At 71.5% G+C, this 20,083-nt stretch carries 14 protein-coding genes; 6 read left to right on the top strand and 8 right to left on the bottom strand.

Going from position 1 to position 20,083, the window contains the following annotated elements; translation table 11 throughout:
• Both M878_RS87390 and M878_RS87385 read left to right on the top strand, forming a co-directional pair.
• On the top strand, positions 1–1,248 hold a 1,248-nt coding region (locus tag M878_RS87390; protein ID WP_031226988.1), incomplete at its 5' end, for an AMP-binding protein.
• A 565-nt stretch (positions 1,249–1,813) separates the two neighbouring features.
• Entirely contained in the window at positions 1,814–3,334 is a 1,521-nt protein-coding gene (locus tag M878_RS87385; RefSeq protein ID WP_342452738.1) for an alkaline phosphatase family protein, read from the top strand.
• Between the two features lie 118 nt (positions 3,335–3,452).
• On the opposite strand, the gene M878_RS99095 is transcribed toward M878_RS87385, so the two are convergent.
• Both M878_RS99095 and M878_RS87380 read right to left on the bottom strand, forming a co-directional pair.
• Complete coding sequence (locus tag M878_RS99095; protein ID WP_342452760.1) at positions 3,453–3,881, bottom strand: alpha/beta fold hydrolase; 429 nt, start codon at positions 3,879–3,881, stop codon at positions 3,453–3,455.
• A 138-nt stretch (positions 3,882–4,019) separates the two neighbouring features.
• Positions 4,020–4,886, bottom strand: coding sequence for an alpha/beta fold hydrolase (locus M878_RS87380; protein ID WP_031226985.1), 867 nt, complete (start codon positions 4,884–4,886; stop codon positions 4,020–4,022).
• A 206-nt stretch (positions 4,887–5,092) separates the two neighbouring features.
• Between M878_RS87380 and paaK the strand changes: the two genes are divergently transcribed.
• Positions 5,093–6,397: a phenylacetate--CoA ligase PaaK gene (gene paaK / locus M878_RS87375; protein WP_023552982.1), complete on the top strand. Its 1,305-nt coding sequence runs from the start codon at positions 5,093–5,095 to the stop codon at positions 6,395–6,397.
• A 54-nt stretch (positions 6,398–6,451) separates the two neighbouring features.
• Here the strand turns inward: paaK and M878_RS87370 are convergent, their stop codons facing one another.
• Positions 6,452–7,081 carry an MFS transporter gene (locus M878_RS87370; RefSeq protein WP_209445591.1) on the bottom strand — a complete coding sequence of 210 codons (630 nt, stop codon included), beginning with the start codon at positions 7,079–7,081 and terminating at the stop codon, positions 6,452–6,454.
• A gap of 297 nt (positions 7,082–7,378) precedes the next feature.
• Positions 7,379–8,875 (bottom strand): acyl-CoA synthetase, encoded by a 1,497-nt coding sequence (locus M878_RS87365; protein ID WP_023552980.1) that lies wholly within the window; start codon positions 8,873–8,875, stop codon positions 7,379–7,381.
• A 280-nt stretch (positions 8,876–9,155) separates the two neighbouring features.
• Here M878_RS87365 and M878_RS87360 point away from each other — a divergent pair, with 280 nt between their 5' ends.
• The 3 genes from M878_RS87360 to M878_RS87350 all read left to right on the top strand — a co-directional run bounded on the left by M878_RS87360 (position 9,156) and on the right by M878_RS87350 (position 14,710).
• Positions 9,156–10,622 (top strand): cytochrome P450, encoded by a 1,467-nt coding sequence (locus M878_RS87360; protein WP_078630495.1) that lies wholly within the window; start codon positions 9,156–9,158, stop codon positions 10,620–10,622.
• Positions 10,606–11,613 carry a (-)-alpha-amorphene synthase gene (locus M878_RS87355; RefSeq protein WP_031226981.1) on the top strand — a complete coding sequence of 336 codons (1,008 nt, stop codon included), beginning with the start codon at positions 10,606–10,608 and terminating at the stop codon, positions 11,611–11,613. The genes M878_RS87360 and M878_RS87355 overlap by 17 nt, the downstream gene beginning before the upstream one ends.
• 187 nt (positions 11,614–11,800) lie before the next feature.
• Positions 11,801–14,710 (top strand): ATP-binding protein, encoded by a 2,910-nt coding sequence (locus tag M878_RS87350; protein ID WP_031226979.1) that lies wholly within the window; start codon positions 11,801–11,803, stop codon positions 14,708–14,710.
• 33 nt (positions 14,711–14,743) lie between these two features.
• On the opposite strand, the gene M878_RS87345 is transcribed toward M878_RS87350, so the two are convergent.
• The 4 genes from M878_RS87345 to M878_RS87330 all read right to left on the bottom strand — a co-directional run.
• Entirely contained in the window at positions 14,744–16,294 is a 1,551-nt protein-coding gene (locus M878_RS87345) for an acyl-CoA synthetase (protein WP_023552976.1), read from the bottom strand.
• On the bottom strand, positions 16,291–17,403 hold the full coding sequence (locus tag M878_RS87340) for an NAD(P)H-dependent flavin oxidoreductase (protein WP_023552975.1): 1,113 nt from the start codon (positions 17,401–17,403) through the stop codon (positions 16,291–16,293). Before M878_RS87340 ends, M878_RS87345 begins: the two co-directional genes overlap by 4 nt.
• Positions 17,404–17,502: 99 nt before the next feature.
• Positions 17,503–19,068, bottom strand: coding sequence for a phytoene desaturase family protein (locus M878_RS87335; RefSeq protein WP_023552974.1), 1,566 nt, complete (start codon positions 19,066–19,068; stop codon positions 17,503–17,505).
• Positions 19,069–19,295: 227 nt separating this feature from the next.
• On the bottom strand, positions 19,296–20,083 hold a 788-nt coding region (locus M878_RS87330), incomplete at its 5' end, for a tetratricopeptide repeat protein (protein WP_023552973.1).

Genomic DNA, 20,083 nt, shown 5'->3' with positions numbered 1-20,083 from the left:
GTGGCGGCGCCCGAGGCTGTGGCGGTGCCCGAGGCTGTGGCGGTGCCCGAGGCTGTGGCGGTGCCCGAGGCTGTGGCGTTCGCCGACGCGGAGGCCGCCGGTTCGCCCGGGCGGGGCTTCCCGGCCCGCTCCGGGGACGACCAGTTCATCATCTACACCGGCGGCACGACCGGCATGCCGAAGGGCGTGATGTGGCGCCAGGAGGACCTCTTCTTCGCCGGGCTGGGCGGCGGAGCGCCCACCGGAGAGCCGGTGAAGACGCCGGAGGAGCTGGCCGAGCGGGTCGCCACCGGCGGCTACGGCATCACCTTCTTCCCCACTCCCCCGCTCATGCACGGCACGTCCACGCTGACCGCGTTCATCGGCTTCAACTTCGGCCAACGCGTCGTCGTACACCGCAAGTTCGTTCCGGAGGACGTGCTGCGCACCGTCGAGAAGGAGAAGGTCACCAGCATGTCGCTGGTCGGCGACGCCATGCTCCGGCCGCTGATCGACGCGCTGAGCGGGCCGCTCAAGGGCACGGACTGCTCCGCCCTGTTCAGCGTGTCCTCGTCGGGCGCGATCATGTCGGAGACGGTGCGCCGGCAGTTCCGGGAGCTGGTCCCGAACGCCATGCTGCTCAACAACTTCGGCTCCTCCGAGTCCGGCTTCAACGGTACGGCGACGGAGGACTCGGGCCCCGAGCGCGGCTTCCGCCTCAGGGTCAACTCCCGTACCCGCGTGGTGGATCCGGCGACACACGAGCCGGTCGCCACGGGCGAGATCGGCCGGGTCGCCCAGTGCGGTCATGTCCCGCTCGGCTACTACAACGACCCACGGAAAACCGCCGAGACGTTCTTCGAAAAGGACGGACAGCGCTGGGTCCTGCTCGGCGACATGGCGACGGTCGACGAGGACGGCGTGGTCACCGTGCTCGGCCGGGGCTCGCAGTGCATCAACACCGGAGGCGAGAAGGTCTACCCGGAGGAGGTCGAGCAGGCGCTCAAGGCGCATCCGGACGTGTACGACGCGCTGGTCGCCGGGGTGCCGGACGCCACCTGGGGCAACCATGTGGCGGCCGTGGTGCAGCTGCGCGAGGGAGCGGCGCACCCCTCGCTCGCCGACATCCAGGGCCACTGCCGTACCCGGCTGGCGGGTTACAAGATCCCCCGCCAGCTGGTGATCACGGACTCCATCCAGCGGTCTCCGAGCGGCAAGGCGGACTACCGGTGGGCACGGCAGGTGGCGGTGGCCGCCGAGCGGCGGTAGCGCCCCGGGGTGTCCCACCGCCCGCACCGCCCGGCAGGACTACTCTGTGCGCACGATCGGCGCCATCCGACCACGCTCAGTGACCGCCGGTCGGTCGAGCGACGCCGGTCCCGGCCCTCCGCCCCGGCACCGACACCGCCACCGCCACCGGCCACGCACGGAAGGATCCCGGGTGTCCCACCGCACGCCAGACCACCTGCCGGGGAACGCAGACGAGTCGAACACCGGGCTGGGGGGAGCCGGGCGGTCTGGAGCCGGGCGGTCTGGAGCCGGGGCGTCTGGGGGCCCGGCGGAGGGCGGAGAGCCTGCCGGGCCGGGGGAGGCCGGAGGTTCTGCCGGGCAGGCGGGAGCCCAAGACCCTGCTGGGCCGGCGGCAAAGGCCGGGCGGCTCGGTGCGTGTGTCTGGAGCGGGTTCGGCTTCGGTGCGTTGATCGGGGCGTTGAGCGGACGGGGCGGCGGGGGCACCCGTATCGCGCGGAGTGTGGCCGTGGGGGTCAGCGTTCTCGCTGTCGGCCTTCTTCTGGCCGCGCTGTTGCTGCCTGATCAACCCGATCAGCTCGCGCCCGTGGCATTCGTGCGGCTGCCGGGTGAGGGTGTGCTGCTCGCCACCGCGCTGCTCATGCTGCCGCCGCGGGCGCGGCGGGCCGGGGCGGTGGCCGTCGGCGTGCTGATCGGGCTGGTCGCCCTTCTCAAATGCCTGGACATCGGCTTCTACACGGTGCTGTACCGCCCCTTCGACCTGGTGCTGGACTGGGGCCTGCTGGGCAACGCGGCGGACTATCTGCGGGAGACCTCCGGCCGCACCGGCGAACTGGCCGCGCTCGCCGGTGCGCTGGTCCTCACGGTCGCTGTCCTCCTCCTGACGACGGGCGCGACGGTCCGGCTGACCGCCCTGATGGCCCGTCATCGCGCCCGGGCCGTCCGCGTCGTCCTGGTGCTGGGCACCGTCTGGGTCACCTGTGTCGTGCTCGGACTGCGCACCGGCGGCGCACCGGTCGCCTCGACGCTGGACGCGGACCTGCTGGGCGACCGGGCCAAGCAGGTCCGCGTCTCCCTCGCGGACGCGCGTCTCTTCCGGCGCCAGGCCGCCGTCGACGCGTTCGCCCGCACGCCGTCGAACCAGCTGCTGACCGGCCTGCGCGGCAAGGACGTGCTGTTCACGTTCATCGAGAGCTACGGCCGTTCGGCGATCGAGGACCCGACGATGGGCCCGCCGATCGACGCGGTCCTCAAGCAGAGCACCATGACGCTCAAGGCCGCCGGATTCCGGGCCCGCAGCGGCTGGCTGACCTCGCCGGTGACCGGTGGCGGCAGCTGGCTGGCCCACTCGACGTTCCTGTCCGGCCTGTGGATCAGCAACCAGCAGCGATTCCGCAGCCTCACCTCCAGCGACCGGACGACCCTCAGCGGCTCCTTCCGCAGGACCGGCGCCTGGCGCACGGTCGGGGTCGTGCCCGGAGTGCTGGTGGCTTGGCCCGAGGGCCGGTTCTTCGGCCTGGACCATGTCTACGACGGCCATCACCTGGACTACCACGGCCCGGACTTCGGCTGGTCGCAGGTGCCGGACCAGTACGCCCTGGAGGCCTTCCAGCGACGGGAGTTCGGCAAGCGCGGCCGGGGTCCACTGATGGCGGAGATCATCCTCACCTCCAGCCACTATCCGTGGGCGCCCGTGCCCCGCATGGTCGACTGGGCGTCGCTGGGCGACGGCTCGGTCTTCCAGCGGGTCAGACGGGGCGGCAAGACCGAAAACGAGGTCTGGAGCAACCCGGAGAGCGTGCGCGCCGAGTACCGCACCTCCATCGAGTACTCGCTGAACAGCCTCGTCGGGTTCCTGCGGCGGTACGGCAACCCGAACACGGTTCTGGTCTTCCTGGGCGACCACCAGCCCGTACCGACCGTCACCGCGAACAGCCCCCGCAAGGACGTGCCGGTCACGATCGTCGCCCACGACCCCAGGGTGCTGGACCGGATCTCCGGCTGGGGCTGGACAGAAGGCCTGAAGCCCGCCGCCGGCGCTCCCATCTGGGGGATGGACAACTTCCGCGACCGGTTCCTGAAGGCGTTCGGGCCGCAGGGGCGCTGAATCCGCCGGTGACGTCGGTCATCGGTCGGGGAACTTCCGCACCAGGTCGAGGAAGTCCGCCGAGTGGGACTCGTGCGCCAGGTGCCCGCGTCAAGGGCCACGAGCACGGCGTCCGGGATCAGGGCGGCGGGCTGCGCGACCTGGTCCTGTGGGATGAGGCTGGTGGGACCACCCCCGATGACCACCGTCGCATGGTGATCCGGTCCATGTGGTCCCACCACACAGGATCGGGAGCGTTGCGCTGTGCGTCGGGCGCGCACCCGTCCTCCAGAACCAGACGTCGTACGACCCCAGGATGCCGCTGCGCCAGCAGGCAGGCGACGATGCCGCCCAGCGAATGGTCCACGCCATCGGCGCTGTCGTGGCCGAGGGCGGCCGGCAGGGCACGGATGTCGTCGCCCATCGCCTCGGCCCGGCAGTCCCCCGGCCAGTCGCTGTGCCCGTGGCCGCTCAGGTCGGGGGCGTGCACCGGGCGGGGACGCGAGGGTGCCGCGAGCCGCGCGGCGACAGCTGTCCAGTCCGCGCCGTCGGCGCCGCGGCAGTGCAGCAGCAGGCCGGGCGATGGGGGTCCCGCCGGGTTCGAGAGAAGCCGAGTACTTGGGGGAGTCCACCGGGCTCCAGGTCCGGCAGGCCAGCCTGATGCCGTTCGCGTTGACGTGTGCGGAGCCGTGGTGTCCCTGGCCGTCTACTCTGCCGAGGGCGGAGCGGCGTCCGCCGGCCCGTCGAGGAAGGCGAGGACGCGCTTGCGGAACCACTCCGGGTCGTCCAGCCAGGGGTAGTGACCGGCGCCGGGCTGGACGGTGAACTCGGCCTTCGGGAAGGCCGCGGCGGTACGGCGGGCGAGGTCGGGGCACGGACCGCCGTCGCGCTCCCCGGCGTGCACGAGGACCGGCGCGGTCAGCGCGGCGAGGGCGGTCCGGGTGGCATCCGGTGTGAAGGCACCGTCGGCGAAGTAGCGCTCCCCCGCCTCCTCGTTGGTCTGCTCCAGTTCGGCGTCCGTGTGCGCCCGGGCGACCTCGTCCCAGCGGCCGTAGAAGAACGGCAGGAAGACGTCGTCGAAGTCCGCCTCGCCCGCCAGCCAGGCCCGGAAGGCGGGGAACGCCCCGGCGAACCACGGCTCGTCCGCGCGCAGCCGGGCCGCGGCCAGCCGGTCCTCGGGGGTCGCCCGCATGCCCAGGGCGGACGGGTTGGGCGTGATCAGCAACAGCCGTCGGACCCGCTGCGGGTGGCGGGCCGCGTAGAGCATGGCCAGGGCGGCGCCTGCCGAGTGGGCGAGCAGATCCATGTGCTCCAGACCCATATGTGCGCGCCACACCTCCACGTCCTCGACCATCCGGTCGCAGCGGTACGTCGCCGGGTCCGCCGGCACCGCGGAGTCGCCGGTGCCCCGTAGGTCCAGCAGGGCCAGACGACGGTGCGCGGTCAGCCCGCCGAGGTCGCCGAGATAAGCGGAGGCACGCATCGGGCCGCCGGGCAGGACGACGAGGGGCTCACCGGCACCCCGCTGGTGATAGGCGAGCCGGGTGCCGTCGGACGTGGTGAAGGTGGCCATGGTCGTGATCATGTCGGCCCACGGCACAGCGGCGCAACGCTCTACGGCCGTGGCGGGAGCGCCGCGCCGCACAGGGCGATGGACCGGTGCAGAAAATCCGCGCTGCCCCCTTGCCTGGAGCCGTATGGCCTGAATTACTGGCCCCGAACGGGGCGACCGAATGATCGGTCGTCCGGAATGTGAGGACGGCGAGGGAGACGAACGCGATGGCGGATGCGACGGACCTGCTCGACGCGGGCGAGCGGCTCGGGCCCGGGGAGCTGCGGGAACTTCAGCTGGAGCGGCTGCGCACCTCGCTGCGGCACGCCTATGACCACGTGCCGTTCTACCGGGAGTCCTTCGACAAGGCCGGTGTCCGCCCCGAGGACTGCCGTTCCCTCGCCGATCTGGCCCGTTTCCCCTTCACGACCAAGGCCGACCTCAGGGAGAACTACCCGTACGGCATGTTCGCCGTGCCGCGCGAGCGGATCCGCCGGCTGCACGCCTCCAGCGGCACCACCGGGCGCCCCACGGTGGTCGGCTATACGGACAACGACCTTTCCATGTGGGCCGACATGGTGGCGCGGTCGATCCGGGCGGCCGGCGGACGGCCCGGCGATATCGTGCATGTAGCCTACGGCTATGGGCTGTTCACCGGTGGTCTGGGCGCCCACTATGGTGCCGAGCGCCTGGGCTGTACGGTCGTGCCGGCCTCCGGCGGTATGACGGCCCGGCAGGTGCAGCTGATCCGCGACCTGGAACCAGCCGTCATCATGGTGACCCCGTCCTACATGCTCACACTGCTGGACGAGTTCGAGCGGCAGGGCGTAGACCCGCGCGGCACCTCGCTACGCGTGGGCGTCTTCGGGGCCGAGCCCTGGACCCAGCAGATGCGGCGCGAGATCGAGGAGCGGTTCGCGATCGACGCCGTCGACATATACGGGCTGAGCGAGGTGATCGGCCCGGGTGTGGCCCAGGAGTGCGTGGAGACCAAGGACGGGCTGACGATCTGGGAGGACCACTTCTATCCGGAGGTGGTCGATCCGATCACGGGTGAGGTGCTACCGGAGGGCGAGCCGGGCGAGCTGGTCTTCACCTCGCTGACGAAGGAGGCCATGCCGGTTGTCCGGTACCGCACCCGGGACCTGACCCGGCTGCTGCCCGGTACGGCTCGGGTGTTCCGGCGGATGGAGAAGATCACCGGGCGCAGTGACGACATGGTGATCCTGCGCGGGGTCAATCTGTTCCCGACCCAGATCGAGGAGATCGTGCTCCGCACGCCCGGTGTGGCGCCGCACTTCCAGCTCCGGCTGACCCGGGAGGGCCGGCTGGACCGGCTGACCGTCCGGGCCGAGGCCCGCCCGGACGCGGTCCCGGAGACGCGGGCCGCGGCGGCCCGGTCGATCGTCGCGGCCGTGAAGGACGGCATCGGGGTGTCCGTGGACGTGGAGATCGTGGAGCCGGAGTCGCTGGAGCGGTCGGTCGGCAAGATCCGCCGGATCGTCGACCTGCGGCAGCGGGACGCCGGGTAGGGCCACCAGCGCCCCAGCTCCGCCGGGTCAACCACCTGACCCGGCGGACACAGGTCACGGCACCCGGCTCGGCGTCACCTCGTCCTGCGCCGGGACAGCCGTCATACGCCCCCTGGTCAGATGCCGGGTAAGCGCGATCACGGCGGTCAGAGCCACCAGCGCCGTCACGCCCGGCCAGCCGAGCCTGCCGTACCCCCGTACCCCGAGCCAGGACCCGGCGCTGCCGCTGAGGAAGGCGCAGGTCATGTAGGCGGTGTCGATCCGGGCCCGGGCGTCCGGGCGGAGTGCGAAGTCGCGTGCCTGGTCGGCGACTTGGCCGCCCTGCACAGCGACGTCGAGGAGCACCCTGCCGCCGGCCGGCGCGACGAGTCCGGCCGCGCCGCCGATGCCGCCGCGGGCCGGCACCCCGGCCGAGCCGATCACCTGCAGCAGGCGCCACAGGGTCACGTCGTCCGGTCCCCGGCGGTCCGCCGCTCGCCCGGCGAGCGGGGTGCAGTGCACGCTCGCGGCGCCGACGAGTCCGAGCACACCCACGGCCGGCGCGCCCATGCCGTACGCCGGCCGGGTCACGAGCAGCGTCGGCGCGGTCCCGGCGGCGCTGGAGCCCGCGAAGACGGTGCCTTGGCAGAGGCGTGACCGGCGCGGGTCGCGTTCCTCGCGCGGCAGGCGCATCGGGGCGGACATGGGGTCGAGGCACCGCTGTTCGGACGAGGGTGTGGTGTCCGGCACCACCCGGGCGAGCGTCAGCGCGAGGGCTGGGGCCTGTCCGGCGGATCCTGCCGCAGACGCGGGGGCCGGCACCCCCTCCCTCACTGCCCTAAGGGCGTGGGGGCACCCCCAGCGACGTTGTCGTCGCTCCCCGACTCCCCCATCGTCGACTCCCTCCTCCGCCTTGCAGCTGCACGCTCCCCCATCGCCCCCGCCCACCAGCGCTGATGAGGCCCGCCGATTTCCCGCGACCCGATGCGCCGAACAGCACACCTAGCCGCTGAAGCGGTCCCGCAGTTCGCGCTTCAGGATCTTTCCGCTGGCGTTGCGCGGCAACTCGGCCACGAACAACACCCGCTTGGGCGCCTTGAAGGGCGTGAGCGTCTCCTTCACATGGGCGATGAGCTGATCTTCCGTCACCTCGCCGCGCGGGACGACGACCGCGGTGACCGACTCGATCCACCGCTCGTCGGGCAGGCCGATCACGGCGGCCTCGGCGACGGACTCGTGGGTGTACAGGGCGTCCTCGACCTGGCGCGAAGCCACCAGGACGCCACCGGAGTTGATGACGTCCTTCACCCTGTCCACGATCGTGAAGTAGCCGTCGGCGTCGCGCACCGCGAGGTCGCCGGAGTGGAACCAGCCGTCCCGGAACGCCTCGGCGGTCTCCTCCGGCTTGTCCCAGTAGCCTTCGCACAACTGAGGGGAACGGTAGACGATTTCGCCGGGCGTGCCGTCGGGCACGTCCTTGCCCTTGTCGTCCACGACCCGTGCGTCCACGAACAGCACGGTCCGGCCGCAGGAGTCCAGCCGGCCCTCGTGTTCGTCAGGGCCGAGCACCGTGGCCAGCGGGCCGATCTCGCTCTGTCCGAAGCAGTTGTAGAAGGCGAGCCGCGGCAGGCGTGCGCGCAGCCGCTCCAGGACCGGGACGGGCATGATCGACGCGCCGTAGTAGGCCTTGCGCAGGCCGTCCAGGTCACGGGTGGCGAAGTCGGGCCGGCCCGCCAGGCCGATCCACACCGTGGGCGGCGCGAACAGGCTGTCCACACGGCCCGCTTCGACGAGGTCGAACAGCCGGTCCCCGTCGGGCGCGTCCAGGATGATGTTGGTCGCGCCGACGGCGAGGTACGGCAGCAGGAACACATGCATCTGGGCCGAGTGGTACAGCGGCAGCGCGTGCGCCGGCCGGTCGCCCGCGCTGAGGTCGAGGGCGGTGATGGCGCTCAGGTACTCGTGCACGAGAGCCCGGTGGGTCATCATCGCGCCCTTGGGCAGGGCGGTCGTACCGGAGGTGTACAGCAGCTGCACCAGGTCGTCGGTGCGGGGTTCGGGCCCGTCGTACGGCGGCGCGTCTGCCAGCCGGGCGAGGAGCGAGCCTTCGGCGTCCCGGAGCGGCAACGCCCTCATGCTGTCCGGGAGTCGGACGGTGAGGTCCGGGTCGGCGAGGACAAGGGTGCTGCCGGACTGGTCGATGAGGTACGCCAGGTCGTCGCCGGTCAGGTTCTGATTGACCGGCACATGGACCAGGCCCGCCCGTGCGCAGGCGAGGAAGGCGATGAGGTAGGCGTCGGAGTTGTGGCCGTAGGCGCCGACCCGGTCACCGGGGGTCAGGCCCTGGGCGAGCAGTACCGAGGCCGCGCGGGAGACGGCGTCGTCGAGTTCCTCGTATGTCCAGCGGCGCTCGCCGTACTCCACCGCGAGGCGGGCCGGGGTGCGTCGGGCGCTGCGCCGCAGCACCCCGTCGACCGTACTGCCGTGTCCCTGCGTCATGACTCATGATCCTCGGTCCGGCACGAAGGCAGGTCAAGCACCCGAGAGGCGCTTGCCCGCACCGTCCGGAAGAACATCCTGCCGTCGCCCACGTTTTCGATGCATAGAGCATCAACGGTCGTTCGCCGAAGGCGACTTTTGCCTCTGCGTGCTTCTGTGCGCCCCTTTGGAGAAAGGTTTCCGGATACCGAGCACCGTTGAACCTGGGCAGGAAATGGTGCGGGCATCAAGTCCGTAGCAGTTCACGCATTTCGTGTGCCACGTTGGGCAGGAGGTATCCATGAGCCGTGCTGTGCCTGAACACAAACGAAAGTGGACGACAGGTACTGCTCCCGGCATATTCCCACTCCTCGGTCACGGTATCGCCTTCTACCGCCGGCCGCTGGCGTTTCTGAATTCTTTGCCCGCGCACGGGGATCTGGTCGAAATACGGTTGGGCCCCCAGCGCGCCTGGATGGTGTGCCACCCGGAGCTGACCCACGAGGTGCTCATGGATCCGCACACCTTCGACAAGGGGGGCCCGCTGTACGACAGGCTCGGGAAGCTGATGGGCGACGGTCTCGTCACCTGCCGCCAGCCGACGCACCGGGACAAGCGCAGGCTGCTGCAACCTGGCTTCCGCCCCTCCCACGTCGCCGCATACACGGACCTCGTCATCGAAGAGGCCACGTCGGTGCTGGACACATGGCCGGTCGGCCGGACGGTTCCCGTCACCGAGGCGATGATGACCTTGACGACCCGCGTGATCAGCCGAGTCCTCCTCTCCGACGCGCTGGACGACGCGACGACCGCCGAGGTGCGGGACTGTCTCACCGACGTCGTCCGTGGTCTCTTCGTCCGCACGGTCGTACCGATCGACGCCCTGTTCCGCCTGCCCACACCCCCCAACCGCCGCTACCGGCGCGCCCTCTCCCGCCTGCACGCCATCATCGACAAGGCGATCGCAGAGCGCCGCGGGGGCGCCGAGCGCGACGATGTGCTGGGTACGCTGCTGGCGGCCACGCGCGGCGACGGCGACGGGGCGGCGATCACCGACCAGGAGGTCCACGACCATCTGATCACGCTGCTGCTCACCGGCGTCGAGGCCCCGGCACTGTGCCTCGCCGACGCCTTCAGCCTGCTCGCCCGCCATCCGGCGGCGGAGCACAAACTGCACGCCGAGCTGGACGCCGTACTCCCCGGAGGCCGACGGCCCGGACCCGACGATCTGCCGCACCTCGTCCAGACCCGGTGCGTCATCTCCGAGACGCTGCGCCACTCGTCGCCCGGCTGGCTGTTCACCCGGGTCGCCACGAGGGAGACGGAACTCGCCGGGTGCCGGCTGCCCGCGGGAGCCACCGTCCTGTACAGCCCCTACCTGCTGCACCACGATCCCTCGTCGTTCCCCGACCCCGAGCGTTTCGACCCCGACCGCTGGCTGCCCGGGCGGCCCACGGCCGCACAGCGCCGCGCGCTGATGCCGTTCTCGGCGGGCAACCGGAAATGCCTCGGCGACGAATTCGCCATGGTGGAGGCCACCCTGGCGCTCGCGACCCTCGCCGGGCACCGGCGGCTGCGGCATCTGCCCGGCTACGTCGACGAGATACCTCGCCCCGGCATCACGATGGGACCGCGTGCACTGGTCATGGCCTGCCAAGCCCGTTCAGCCGCCCCGTCCTCCGCCGCCTCACTCGCGCCCCGAACGGTGGCCGACCCTGGCGCATCGGATTCCCGGACGGCAGGTGACCACCTTGACGACAACGCATGAGGAAATCGCTCTCGGGGTACGGGGCGCAGCGCCGGTCCCCAACCTCAGGGACCTGATCGACACCCACCTCCACATGCCCTTTCCGTTCCAGTGGAACCCGCATGAATCCGAGGCCGCGGCCGGCGTCGAGGCCTGGCTGAGCAGGTGGGGGCTGACCCGCGAACCAGGCGTGGCGGCGATGATCGCCCGCACTCGCCCCGCCGAACTCGCGTCCCGCACCAGCCCCACCGTGGATTCCGGCCTCCTCCAGATCGTGGCCAATCAGATCGCCTATCAATTCGTCTTCGACGACCGGGCGGAGGACCTCGGCCGGCGCTCTCCCGGCCGGCTGCTGCCCATGCTGTGCGAGAGCATCGCGATTCTGCGGGACGGTTCACCACCCAGCACCGCCCTCGGAGCGGCCCTGGCCGATCTCCACCGGCAGGTCCGGGCCCGGTGCACACCCGCGCAGGCCGCGCGGTGGGCCTGGAAGAGCCGCGAATACGTGCACGGCCTGTTGTACGAAGCGGTGGCTCAGGCTCAGCCCTTCCTGTTGCGGACCGGAGAGTGCACCTCCATACGGTCGCTGACCGCCGGCGTCGAGCCGTTCTACCCGCTGTACGAGGCCGCCCAGCCATGTGAACTCGCCGCTGCCGAACTCCACAGCCCCGTCGTACGGCGGCTGAGCCGGCTGTCGGCCGACGCGGCGGTGTGGACAGCCGACCTGTTCTCCGCGGCGAAAGAACAGCGCGCGGGCGAAATGATCAACCTGGCCCTGGCTTACCAGCGCGCGCACCGATGCTCTCTGCAGGACGCCGTCTTCCTGGCCATCCAGCAGATCAACGGCACGATCACGGAGTTCCAGAGGCTCTACTTGGAGATCGAACCGGAGTTGAGCCCCGCAGGCGTCGGCTACATGGCCGGCATGATCGGCTGGATCAGAGGGTGCTACGACTGGTCCCGCACCGTGCCGCGCTACGCGGATGCGGCGTCGGTGCCCGCCGTGCCGTAGTGGCTCCTGGCGCGCTCCGCCGGCGGTACCACCGGGAGGTGCCCATTCGGACCTCGTACCCGACGGAGCGGGCATTCTCCCACCCGCGGTTCATGATTCACCCTTTGGTGCCCAATCCGGCCTGCCTCACCTCAACGAGGCGTACGCTCGGCTGCCCCTGGCCGAACGAGAGAAGGCGGTACGGTACATGGCGATGGAGCCGCGGCAACCGATCACAGAGCAACGGACGTTGATCGAGCGCCGACGGGAACTTCAGGTCCTTGAGGCCGCTTTCCGAGAGCTACGACGCACCGCGGACGGCGCCCCGCGAACAAGGCACAGGGGGCTGCTCGCCTTCAGCGGTTCGGCCGGACTGGGCAAGACGGCGCTGATCACGGAAGCACGTGACCGGGCTGCCGCGTACGGATTGGCCGTGCTTTCGGGCAGGGGCGGGGAGACGGAGCAGGGGTCGGCGTTCCGCGTGGTACGCCAACTGGTGCAGCCCTCGTTGGCAAGGATGGACGGGGCGGAACTCCGCACCTTCCTGGGTACTTGGTACGACATCTTGGCCGCCGTTCTCGGCCTCGAAGCGAGAGGCCCCGCCCCCGCACCGGACCCGACCGGGGTCCGCGAGGGTCTCGACTGGGTCATGACGCGGCTCACGGTGAAGAAGGCACCCGTCGTGCTGCTCCTGGACGACCTGCACTGGGCGGACGCCGAGTCGCTGAGCTGGCTCGCTTCCTTCGCATCACGGGTCGATGACCTTCCCCTGCTGATCGTGGTCGCCTACCGGCCTGAGGAGCTGCCGGCCGAAACGGGCGAACTCCGCACACTCCTCGGCGGGGACCGCCCCCACGACCTGGCGCACCTTACCGCCGACGGTGTGGCGCGGATCGTCAGGAATGAGATCGGGGAGCAAGCTGAGGACCAGTTCTGCAAGGAATGCTGGTCGGCCACCGACGGAAGCCCCTTCGAAGCGGTGGAGCTCGCGATCGGACTCGCCGAGCGGAAACTGAGCGGCACCAAGGACGACCTGCCCACGATGCGTGAGCTCGCCGCGGCGATCAAAGGCCCGGGACTGATCGAGCGGCTGGAACGGCTCGACACGGCGACCATCCGCTTCGCACAGACCGCCGCCGTACTGGGTTCGCCCTTCTCACCTCAGCTCGCCGCGACCATCGCGGTGCTCGGCGACGAGGCCGTCGCCGAGGCGACCCAGGCGTTGCGCGCGGCCCGGATCCTGGCCGACGGCCACGGCCCCGAGGGCGAGCTGGAGTTCCTTCACCCACTGATCGCCACGACGATCTACCGTTCCATCCGCACGGGCTTCCGGGTCGGTCTGCACAACACGGCCGCGCAGACCGTGCTGGCCGCGGGATACGGCCCCACCGCCGCCGCCCGGCATCTGCTGGAGGTCCCGTGCGAGGGCAGCCCCGAGACGGTCGCCTGTCTGCGTGAGGCGGCTCGCGAGTACCTTCGCGCCGGGGCGACCGAGGCCGCCGGGCGCCTGCTGACCCGCGCCCTGCAGGAGCCGCCCCTGCCCGAGGACCGTGCCGCGCTCCTTCACGAACTCGGGTGCGCCACGTTCCTGATCGAGCCCACGGCCACGGTGAGGCATCTCCGCCAGGCTCTGGAGGAGCCCGACGTCGACCCCGATCTCCGCGCCTCCATCGTCTATCGGCTGACGACGGCGCTGGCCCACACCGATCAGCTGGCCGAGGCGGTGGCCGTGGCCGCCGAGGAGGCGAGGCAGGCCACGAACCCGCGCGTCAAACTGCGCCTGCAGGCCGATCAGTTCGTCTGGAGCATGGTCCGCACCGACGATCCCGACTCACCCGCCCGCTCCCGGACACTGGCACGTCTGGCCGAGCAGTTGCCCGGTCGCAGCCTGGAGGAGCGCTACATCCTGGGACTGCGAGCCTGGGATGCCGCAAAACGGGGCGAACCACGGCAGACCGCCCTCACCTATGCCGAGAAAGCCTTGCGCGGCGGCATGAGCTGGACCGACGAGAACCGGGGCTTCGAGGTACCGCTTTCGGTGGCCCTGGTGTTCATGTACGGCGACCAGCCGCGACGGGCTGAGGAGTTGTTCGAGGAGGGGATCGCCGAGTGCGCGGGCAAAGGCTGGCACGGCTCTCATCTGGCATTCGGCCAGACCATCGCCGGCTACGTCCGCTACCGCCGCGGCTGTCTTGCCGAAGCCGAAGACCTGGTACGGGAAGGTCTGCGCATCGCCGACAAGATGGAAGGGGTCGTGGCCGCCCAGTTGTTCGGTGTCAGCATTCTCATCCAGACCCTGCTCGCCCGAGGGCGCGTCACCGAAGCGCGCGCGCTCGCCGACGAGCACCACTTCGGTGACGTGATCCCGAACGCCGTCATCTATCCCGACCCACGCACCGTGTACGCGGAACTGCTCCTGGAGGAGGGACGGCATGCCGAAGCGGCATCGCTGCTGTCCTCGGTGGGAGACTGGCTGGACAAACGGGCCTGGCGGAACCCGGCATGGTGTCCATGGCAGCTGCATCTCGCCTCCGCGCTGGCCCGCTCCGCTCCGGACGAGGCAGTCGGCCACGCCCAGGACGCCGTGAAGCGCGCCCGGGACTTCGGCGCCGCCTCCACCATCGGCCAGGCCCTGTGCACTCTCGCCGAGGTGACCAGCGGGCCGGCGGCACTCGGCCTGTACGCGGAGGCCGTCGACCACCTGGAGCAGTCGCCCGCCGCGTACGAACTCGCCCGCGCCCAGGTCGGCCACGGCGCGGCACTGTCCCACGACGGGCGGCTGCAAGAGGCTGCCGATCGGCTCTACCAGGGACTGGAAGGAGCCGTCCACTGCGGAGCCGAGGCACTCGCCGCCCGGGCCAGGGCGGAACTCTCAGCGGCCGGAATGCGTCCGCTGCCCCTGCGGTATGCGCAGGCGGACACGCTGACCACTCAGGAACGCCGTACCGCCGAACTGACCGTACAGGGGCAGTCCGTGGAAGTGATCGCCAAGGAACTGCACCTCACCGAGCAGGGCGTGCGGCAGTTGCTTGCCAGCGTCTACCGCAAGATAGGCACCGACGCAGCCGGTCTCGCGAGGTCCCTGGAGAGTCTTCCGCACCGCCACTACGGCCACTGAAGCCACGGATCGCGGACCCCGTGCGGGGCCGGGTCACACCGCCCGAGTCCGCCCCTCCCAATACGGCTCCCGCAACCGCCGTTTGTACAGCTTGCCGTTGGGGTCGCGGGGCATCTCGGTGATGAAGTCGACGCTCTTGGGCCGCTTGTAGCCGGCGAGTTGGCTCGCGCAGTGGTCGAGCAGGGCGGCGGCGAGGGCCGGGCCGGGGTCGTGGCCGGGCGCGGGTTCGACCACGGCCTTGACCTCCTCGCCCCAGTCGTCGTGCGGGATGCCGAAGGCGGCCGCGTCGGCGACGGCCGGGTGGGAGAGCAGCACGGACTCGATCTCGGCCGGGTAGATGTTGACCCCGCCGGAGATGATCATGTCGATCTTGCGGTCGCGGAGGAAGAGATAGCCGTCCTCGTCCAGGAAGCCGAGGTCGCCGACGGTGAAGAAGTCGCCGATGCGGTTCTTGCGGGTCTTGGCGTCGTCCTTGTGGTAAGAGAAGCCGCCGGTACTCATCTTCATGTAGACGGTGCCGAGTTCGCCGGGCGGGAGCCGGTTGCCGTCGTCGTCGAAGACCGCGAGTTCGCTGATGGGCCAGGCCTTGCCGACCGTGCCGGGCTTCTTCAGCCAGTCCTCGGCGGTGGCGAAGGCGCCGCCGCCCTCGCTGGCCGCGTAGTACTCCTCCACACAGTGCCCCCACCAGTCGATCATGGCGCGTTTGACGTGGTCGGGGCAGGGGGCGGCGCCGTGGATGGCGTGCCGCATGGACGAGACGTCGTAGCGGGCCTTCACCTCGTCCGGGAGGGCCAGCAGGCGGTGGAACTGGGTGGGGACCATATGGGTGTGGGTGCACCGGTGGGCGTCGATGCGGCGGAGCATCTCCCCGGGGGTCCACTTGTCCATCAGCACCAGCCGGTGGCCGATGTGCAAGGACGCGCCCGCGAACTGCAGGACGGCCGTGTGGTAGAGCGGCGAGCAGACCAGGTGGACGTTGTCGTCGAACGGCTTGATGCCGAAGATGCCGAGGAACCCGCCCAGGTAGGCCTCCTCGGGCGCCTTGCCGGGCAGCGGGCGGCGGATGCCGCGCGGGCGTCCCGTCGTACCGGAGGTGTAGTTCATGACCCAGCCGAGTTCGCGGCCGGTGGGCGGCGACTCCGGTTGTCCGTCGAGGAGCCCGGCGTACGGCCGGAAGCCGTCGACCGCGCCGACCGCGTACCGGTGGGTGGCGGGCAGGCCCGCCTCGTCGGCGGCGGCGCGGGCGGCGTCGGTGAACCGCTCGTGGGCGATGAGCACCTTGGCGCCGGAGTCGGCGACGATCCAGGCGATCTCGGGTCCGACGAGGTGGTGGTTGACCGGGACCAGATAGAGGCCGGCCTGGGTGGCGGCCAGGTAGGCGGTGACGAACTCGACGCCGTTGGGCAGGACGACGGCGAAGGCGTCGCCGCGCTCCAGGCCGGCCGCGCGCAGCCCGTGGACGAGCCGGTTGGCGGCGCCGTGCAGTCGTCCGGCGGTCCACTCCTCGCCGTCGGGGGCGACGAGGACCGTGCGGTCGGGGTGCTGGGCGGCCTGGGCCCAGAATCCGGCGGGGGGTGTGCTCACGACTGGCCGCTCCTTCCGGCGATGCGGTTGATGCGGTCCACGGCTCGTTCGAAGCCGCGGGTGAGGTCGTCGAAGACGGCCTGGACGCTGCGTTCGCTGTTCATCCGGCCGACGATCTGCCCGACCGGGGTGCCGAGCAGGGGTTCGACCTCGTACTTCTGGATGCGGGAGACCGCCTCGGCCACCAGCAGGCCCTGCAGCGGCATGGGCAGGGTGCCCGGCCCGGCCGCGTCGTCCCAGGCGTCGGTCCACTCGGTACGGAGCTGGCGTGCGGGCTTGCCCGTGAGGGCACGGGAGCGGACGGTGTCACCGGACCCGGCGGCGAGGAGTTTGCGGGTCAGGGCGGGTGAGTGCAGGTCGGCCTCTGTGGTGGTCAGCCATACAGAGCCGAGCCACACACCTTGCGCGCCGAGTGTGAGGGCGGCCGCCACCTGCTGGCCGCTGCCGATGCCGCCCGCCGCCAGTACCGGCAGCGGATCGACGGCCTCCACCACCTCCGGCGTGAGCACCATGGTGGCGATCTCGCCGGTGTGGCCGCCGGCCTCGTAGCCCTGGGCGACCACGATGTCGATGCCCGCCTCCTGGTGTTTGCGGGCGTGCCGGGCGCTGCCCGCGAGAGCCGCGACCAGCACCCCCCGATCATGTGCGCGGGCGACGACGTCGGAGGGCGGAGAGCCGAGGGCGTTGGCGAGGAGCCGGATCGGATAGTCGAAGGCGACGTCGAGCTGGGTGCGGGCGACCTGCTCCATCCAGCCGGTGATACGCCACCCGGACGCCTCGCCCTCGGCCAGCTCCGGCACCCCGTGTTCGGCGAGGGTGTCCCGTACGAACTGACGGTGCCCTTCCGGGATCATCGCCTCGACGTCCGCCTCGGAGACGCCCTCCACCTTCTTCGCGGGCATCACCACGTCCAGGCCGTAAGGCCGGTCGCCGGCGTGGGCCTCGATCCAGTCGAGGTCGCGTTTGAGGTCGTCGGGGGCGGTGTAGCGGACCGCGCCGAGGACTCCGAAGCCGCCGGCCCGGCTGATGGCCGCGGCGACGGCGGGGAACGGCGTGAAGCCGAAGACGGCGTGCTCGACTCCCAGTGTCCTGCTCAGCTCCGTCTGCATGGGCGCAGGATGCCGCAGCCGGCCTGACGGCGGAAGAGGTTTTTCTGACGTCCCGTCAGATTCTTTGCTCCGGAACGCGCGCTCGCCGCGCACCGTGCGTCATGCAGTCGTCTCCAGCACCGCCATCGCCGCGTTGTGCCCCGGCACCCCGCTCACCCCTCCCCCGCGCACCGCGCCGGCGCCGCACAGCAGGACGTTCGGGTGCCGGGTCTCCACTCCCCAACGGCCCGTGTCCTGCTGGGCGTAGGGCCAGGACAGGGCGCGGTGGAAGATGTTGCCGCCGGGCAGCCGCAGGTCCCGTTCCAGGTCGAGCGGGGTCTTCGCCTCGATGCAGGGGCGGCCGTCGGCGTCGGTGGCCAGGCAGTCGGCGAGGGGTTCGGCGAGGTGGGCGTCGAGTTGGGCGAGGGTGGCCTTCAACAGCTCCTCGCGTACGGTGTCGTTGTCCCGGTCGAAGAGCCGGGCCGGAGTGTGCAGTCCGAACAGCGTGAGCGTCTGGTAGCCGCGCGCGGCGAGGTCGGGGCCGAGGATGGTGGGGTCGGTCAGGGAGTGGCAGTAGATCTCCGAGGGCGGCGTGGCGGGGAGTTCACCGGCGGCCGCCTGGGCGTGGGCGGTGGCGAGCTGCCGGTAGCCCTCGGCGATGTGGAAGGTGCCGGCGAAGGCTTCCCGCGGGTCGACGGCCGGGTCGCGCAGCTTCGGCAGCCGGGTGAGCAGCATGTTGACCTTGAGCTGGGCGCCCTCGGCGGGCTCGGGTGACGGATCCCCCGTCAGGACGGCCAGCTCCTGCGGGGAGGCGTTCACGAGGACGTGCCGGGCGGCGGCGACGCCCTCGCCGTCGGCCGTGCGATAGGTGACCTCGGCGGTCTGTCCGTCGGTGGCGATCCGGACCGCCTCGTGCCCGGTCGCGATGACCGCGCCCGCCGAACGGGCCGCGGCGGCCAGCGCGTCGGTGAGGGCGCCCATGCCGCCGACGGGCACGTCCCAGGCGCCGGTACCGCCGCCGATGACGTGGTAGAGGAAGCAGCGGTTCTGGACGAGCGAAGGATCGTGGGCGTCGGCGAAGGTGCCGATGAGGGCGTCGGTGAGGACCACGCCCCGGACCAGGTCATCGGCGAAGTTCTCCTCCACGGCGACGCCGATGGGCTCCTCGAACAGGGCCCGCCAGGCGGTCTCGTCGTCGATGCGGCGGCGCAGTTCGTCGCGGCTGGGCAGGGGCTCGGTGAGGGTCGGGAAGACCCGCTCGGCGACGTGCGCTGTCCGGCCGTAGAAGCGCTGCCAGGCCGCGTACTCGCGCTCGCCGCCGGTCAGCCGGGCGAAGGCCTCCCGGGTGCGCTGCTCGCCACCGCCGACGAGGAGTCCGGTGGGCCGGCCGTCACGCTCGGCGGGGGTGTACGACGAGACCGTGCGGGCGCGGACCCGGAAGTCCAGCGCGAGGTCGCGGACGATCTTCTGTGGCAGCAGGCTGACCAGGTAGGAGTAGCGCGACAGCCGGGCGTCGACGCCGGCGAACGGGCGGGTGGAGACGGCGGCGCCGCCGGTGTGGTCCAGCCGTTCCAGCACCAGCACCGAGCGGCCCGCCCGGGCCAGGTAGGCGGCGGCGACCAGGCCGTTGTGTCCGCCGCCGACGATGACGGCGTCGTAGGTGCGGGTGTGCGCGTTGGCAGGCATGGTTCTTCGTAACACGTGATGATCCACGGCGGCCAGAGGCGGGCCTCGACGGCGGTCACGCGCCGCCGTCCCGGCCTTGGCCAGGCGCGTCTGCCGACCCTGGTCACGCGCCTCCGTCCCCACCGTAACCACGTGCCCGCGCCCCGACCGTCGTCAGGCTCGTCCGCCCCGAGCACGGCCACGCGCTTCCACCCCGATCACAGCCACGCGCCTTCACCCGGACGTGGTCAGGCGCCGTCGGACGCGGCGCGCCGGCGGTCCACCGCGACCCTGCGGTACAGCTCGCCGGCCTCGGTGCCCCGGCCGAGCCGCTCCAGGCAGTGGGCCTCGTCGCTGCGGCCGGCGAGCGTGTCGGGGTGGTCCGGGCCGAGGATCTGCTCGCGGGTGGCGGTGACCCGCCGGTACTCGATGAGGGCCTCCGCCCAGCGGCCCAGCCAGCCCAGGGCGACCGCGACCTCGCGGCGGCTGACGAGCGTGTCCGGGTGGGCGGGCCCGAGGGTCTGCTCGCGGAGCAGGCAGACGTCCCGAGCCTCGGCCAGGGCGTCCTCCCACCGGCCCAGACGGCCGAGGTTGACCCCGAGGCCGTGCCGGGCCCGGAGCGTGTCGGAATGGGCGGGACCCTGTACGCGGGTGCGGTCCACGATCAGCTCCCGGTACAGGCGCAGGGCGTCCGTGCTGCGGCCGAGGCGGCCGAGGCTGAGGGCGGTCTCGTAGCGGGCGGCGAGGGTGTCGGGATGGTCGGCGCCGAGCACGCGTGCCCGGATCCCGGCGACTTCACGGTAGATGCCGAGCGCCTCCTGCCAGTGGCCCGACTGACCCTGGGCATAGGCGACTTCGCAGCGCGAGACCAGGGTGTCGGGGTGGTCGGCGCCGAGCACCCGGGCTCGGGCGTCAGCCGCCTCCTGGGCCATGCGGCAGGCGTCCTCCAGGCGGCCGAGCCTGCCGAGGGTGCAGGCGAGGTTGTGGCGGCAGCGCAGGGTGTCGGGGTGGTCGGGACCCCATGGCGCGCACCCGG

Source organism: Streptomyces roseochromogenus subsp. oscitans DS 12.976, from assembly GCF_000497445.1.
GTDB classification, from domain to species: Bacteria; Actinomycetota; Actinomycetes; order Streptomycetales; family Streptomycetaceae; genus Streptomyces; species Streptomyces oscitans.
This window is presented reverse-complemented; position numbering and strand designations above follow the sequence as displayed.

What these genes read in the sequence shown, in the direction of transcription:
- M878_RS87380 (WP_031226985.1), bottom strand. Translation starts at nt 4,886, where the DNA reads ATGGCCACCTTCACCACGTCCGACGGCACCCGGCTCGCCTATCACCAG.
- paaK (WP_023552982.1), top strand. Translation starts at nt 5,093, where the DNA reads ATGGCGGATGCGACGGACCTGCTCGACGCGGGCGAGCGGCTCGGGCCC.
- M878_RS87370 (WP_209445591.1), bottom strand. Translation starts at nt 7,081, where the DNA reads ATGTCCGCCCCGATGCGCCTGCCGCGCGAGGAACGCGACCCGCGCCGG.
- M878_RS87365 (WP_023552980.1), bottom strand. Translation starts at nt 8,875, where the DNA reads ATGACGCAGGGACACGGCAGTACGGTCGACGGGGTGCTGCGGCGCAGC.
- M878_RS87360 (WP_078630495.1), top strand. Translation starts at nt 9,156, where the DNA reads ATGAGCCGTGCTGTGCCTGAACACAAACGAAAGTGGACGACAGGTACT.
- M878_RS87350 (WP_031226979.1), top strand. Translation starts at nt 11,801, where the DNA reads ATGGCGATGGAGCCGCGGCAACCGATCACAGAGCAACGGACGTTGATC.
- M878_RS87340 (WP_023552975.1), bottom strand. Translation starts at nt 17,403, where the DNA reads ATGCAGACGGAGCTGAGCAGGACACTGGGAGTCGAGCACGCCGTCTTC.
- M878_RS87335 (WP_023552974.1), bottom strand. Translation starts at nt 19,068, where the DNA reads ATGCCTGCCAACGCGCACACCCGCACCTACGACGCCGTCATCGTCGGC.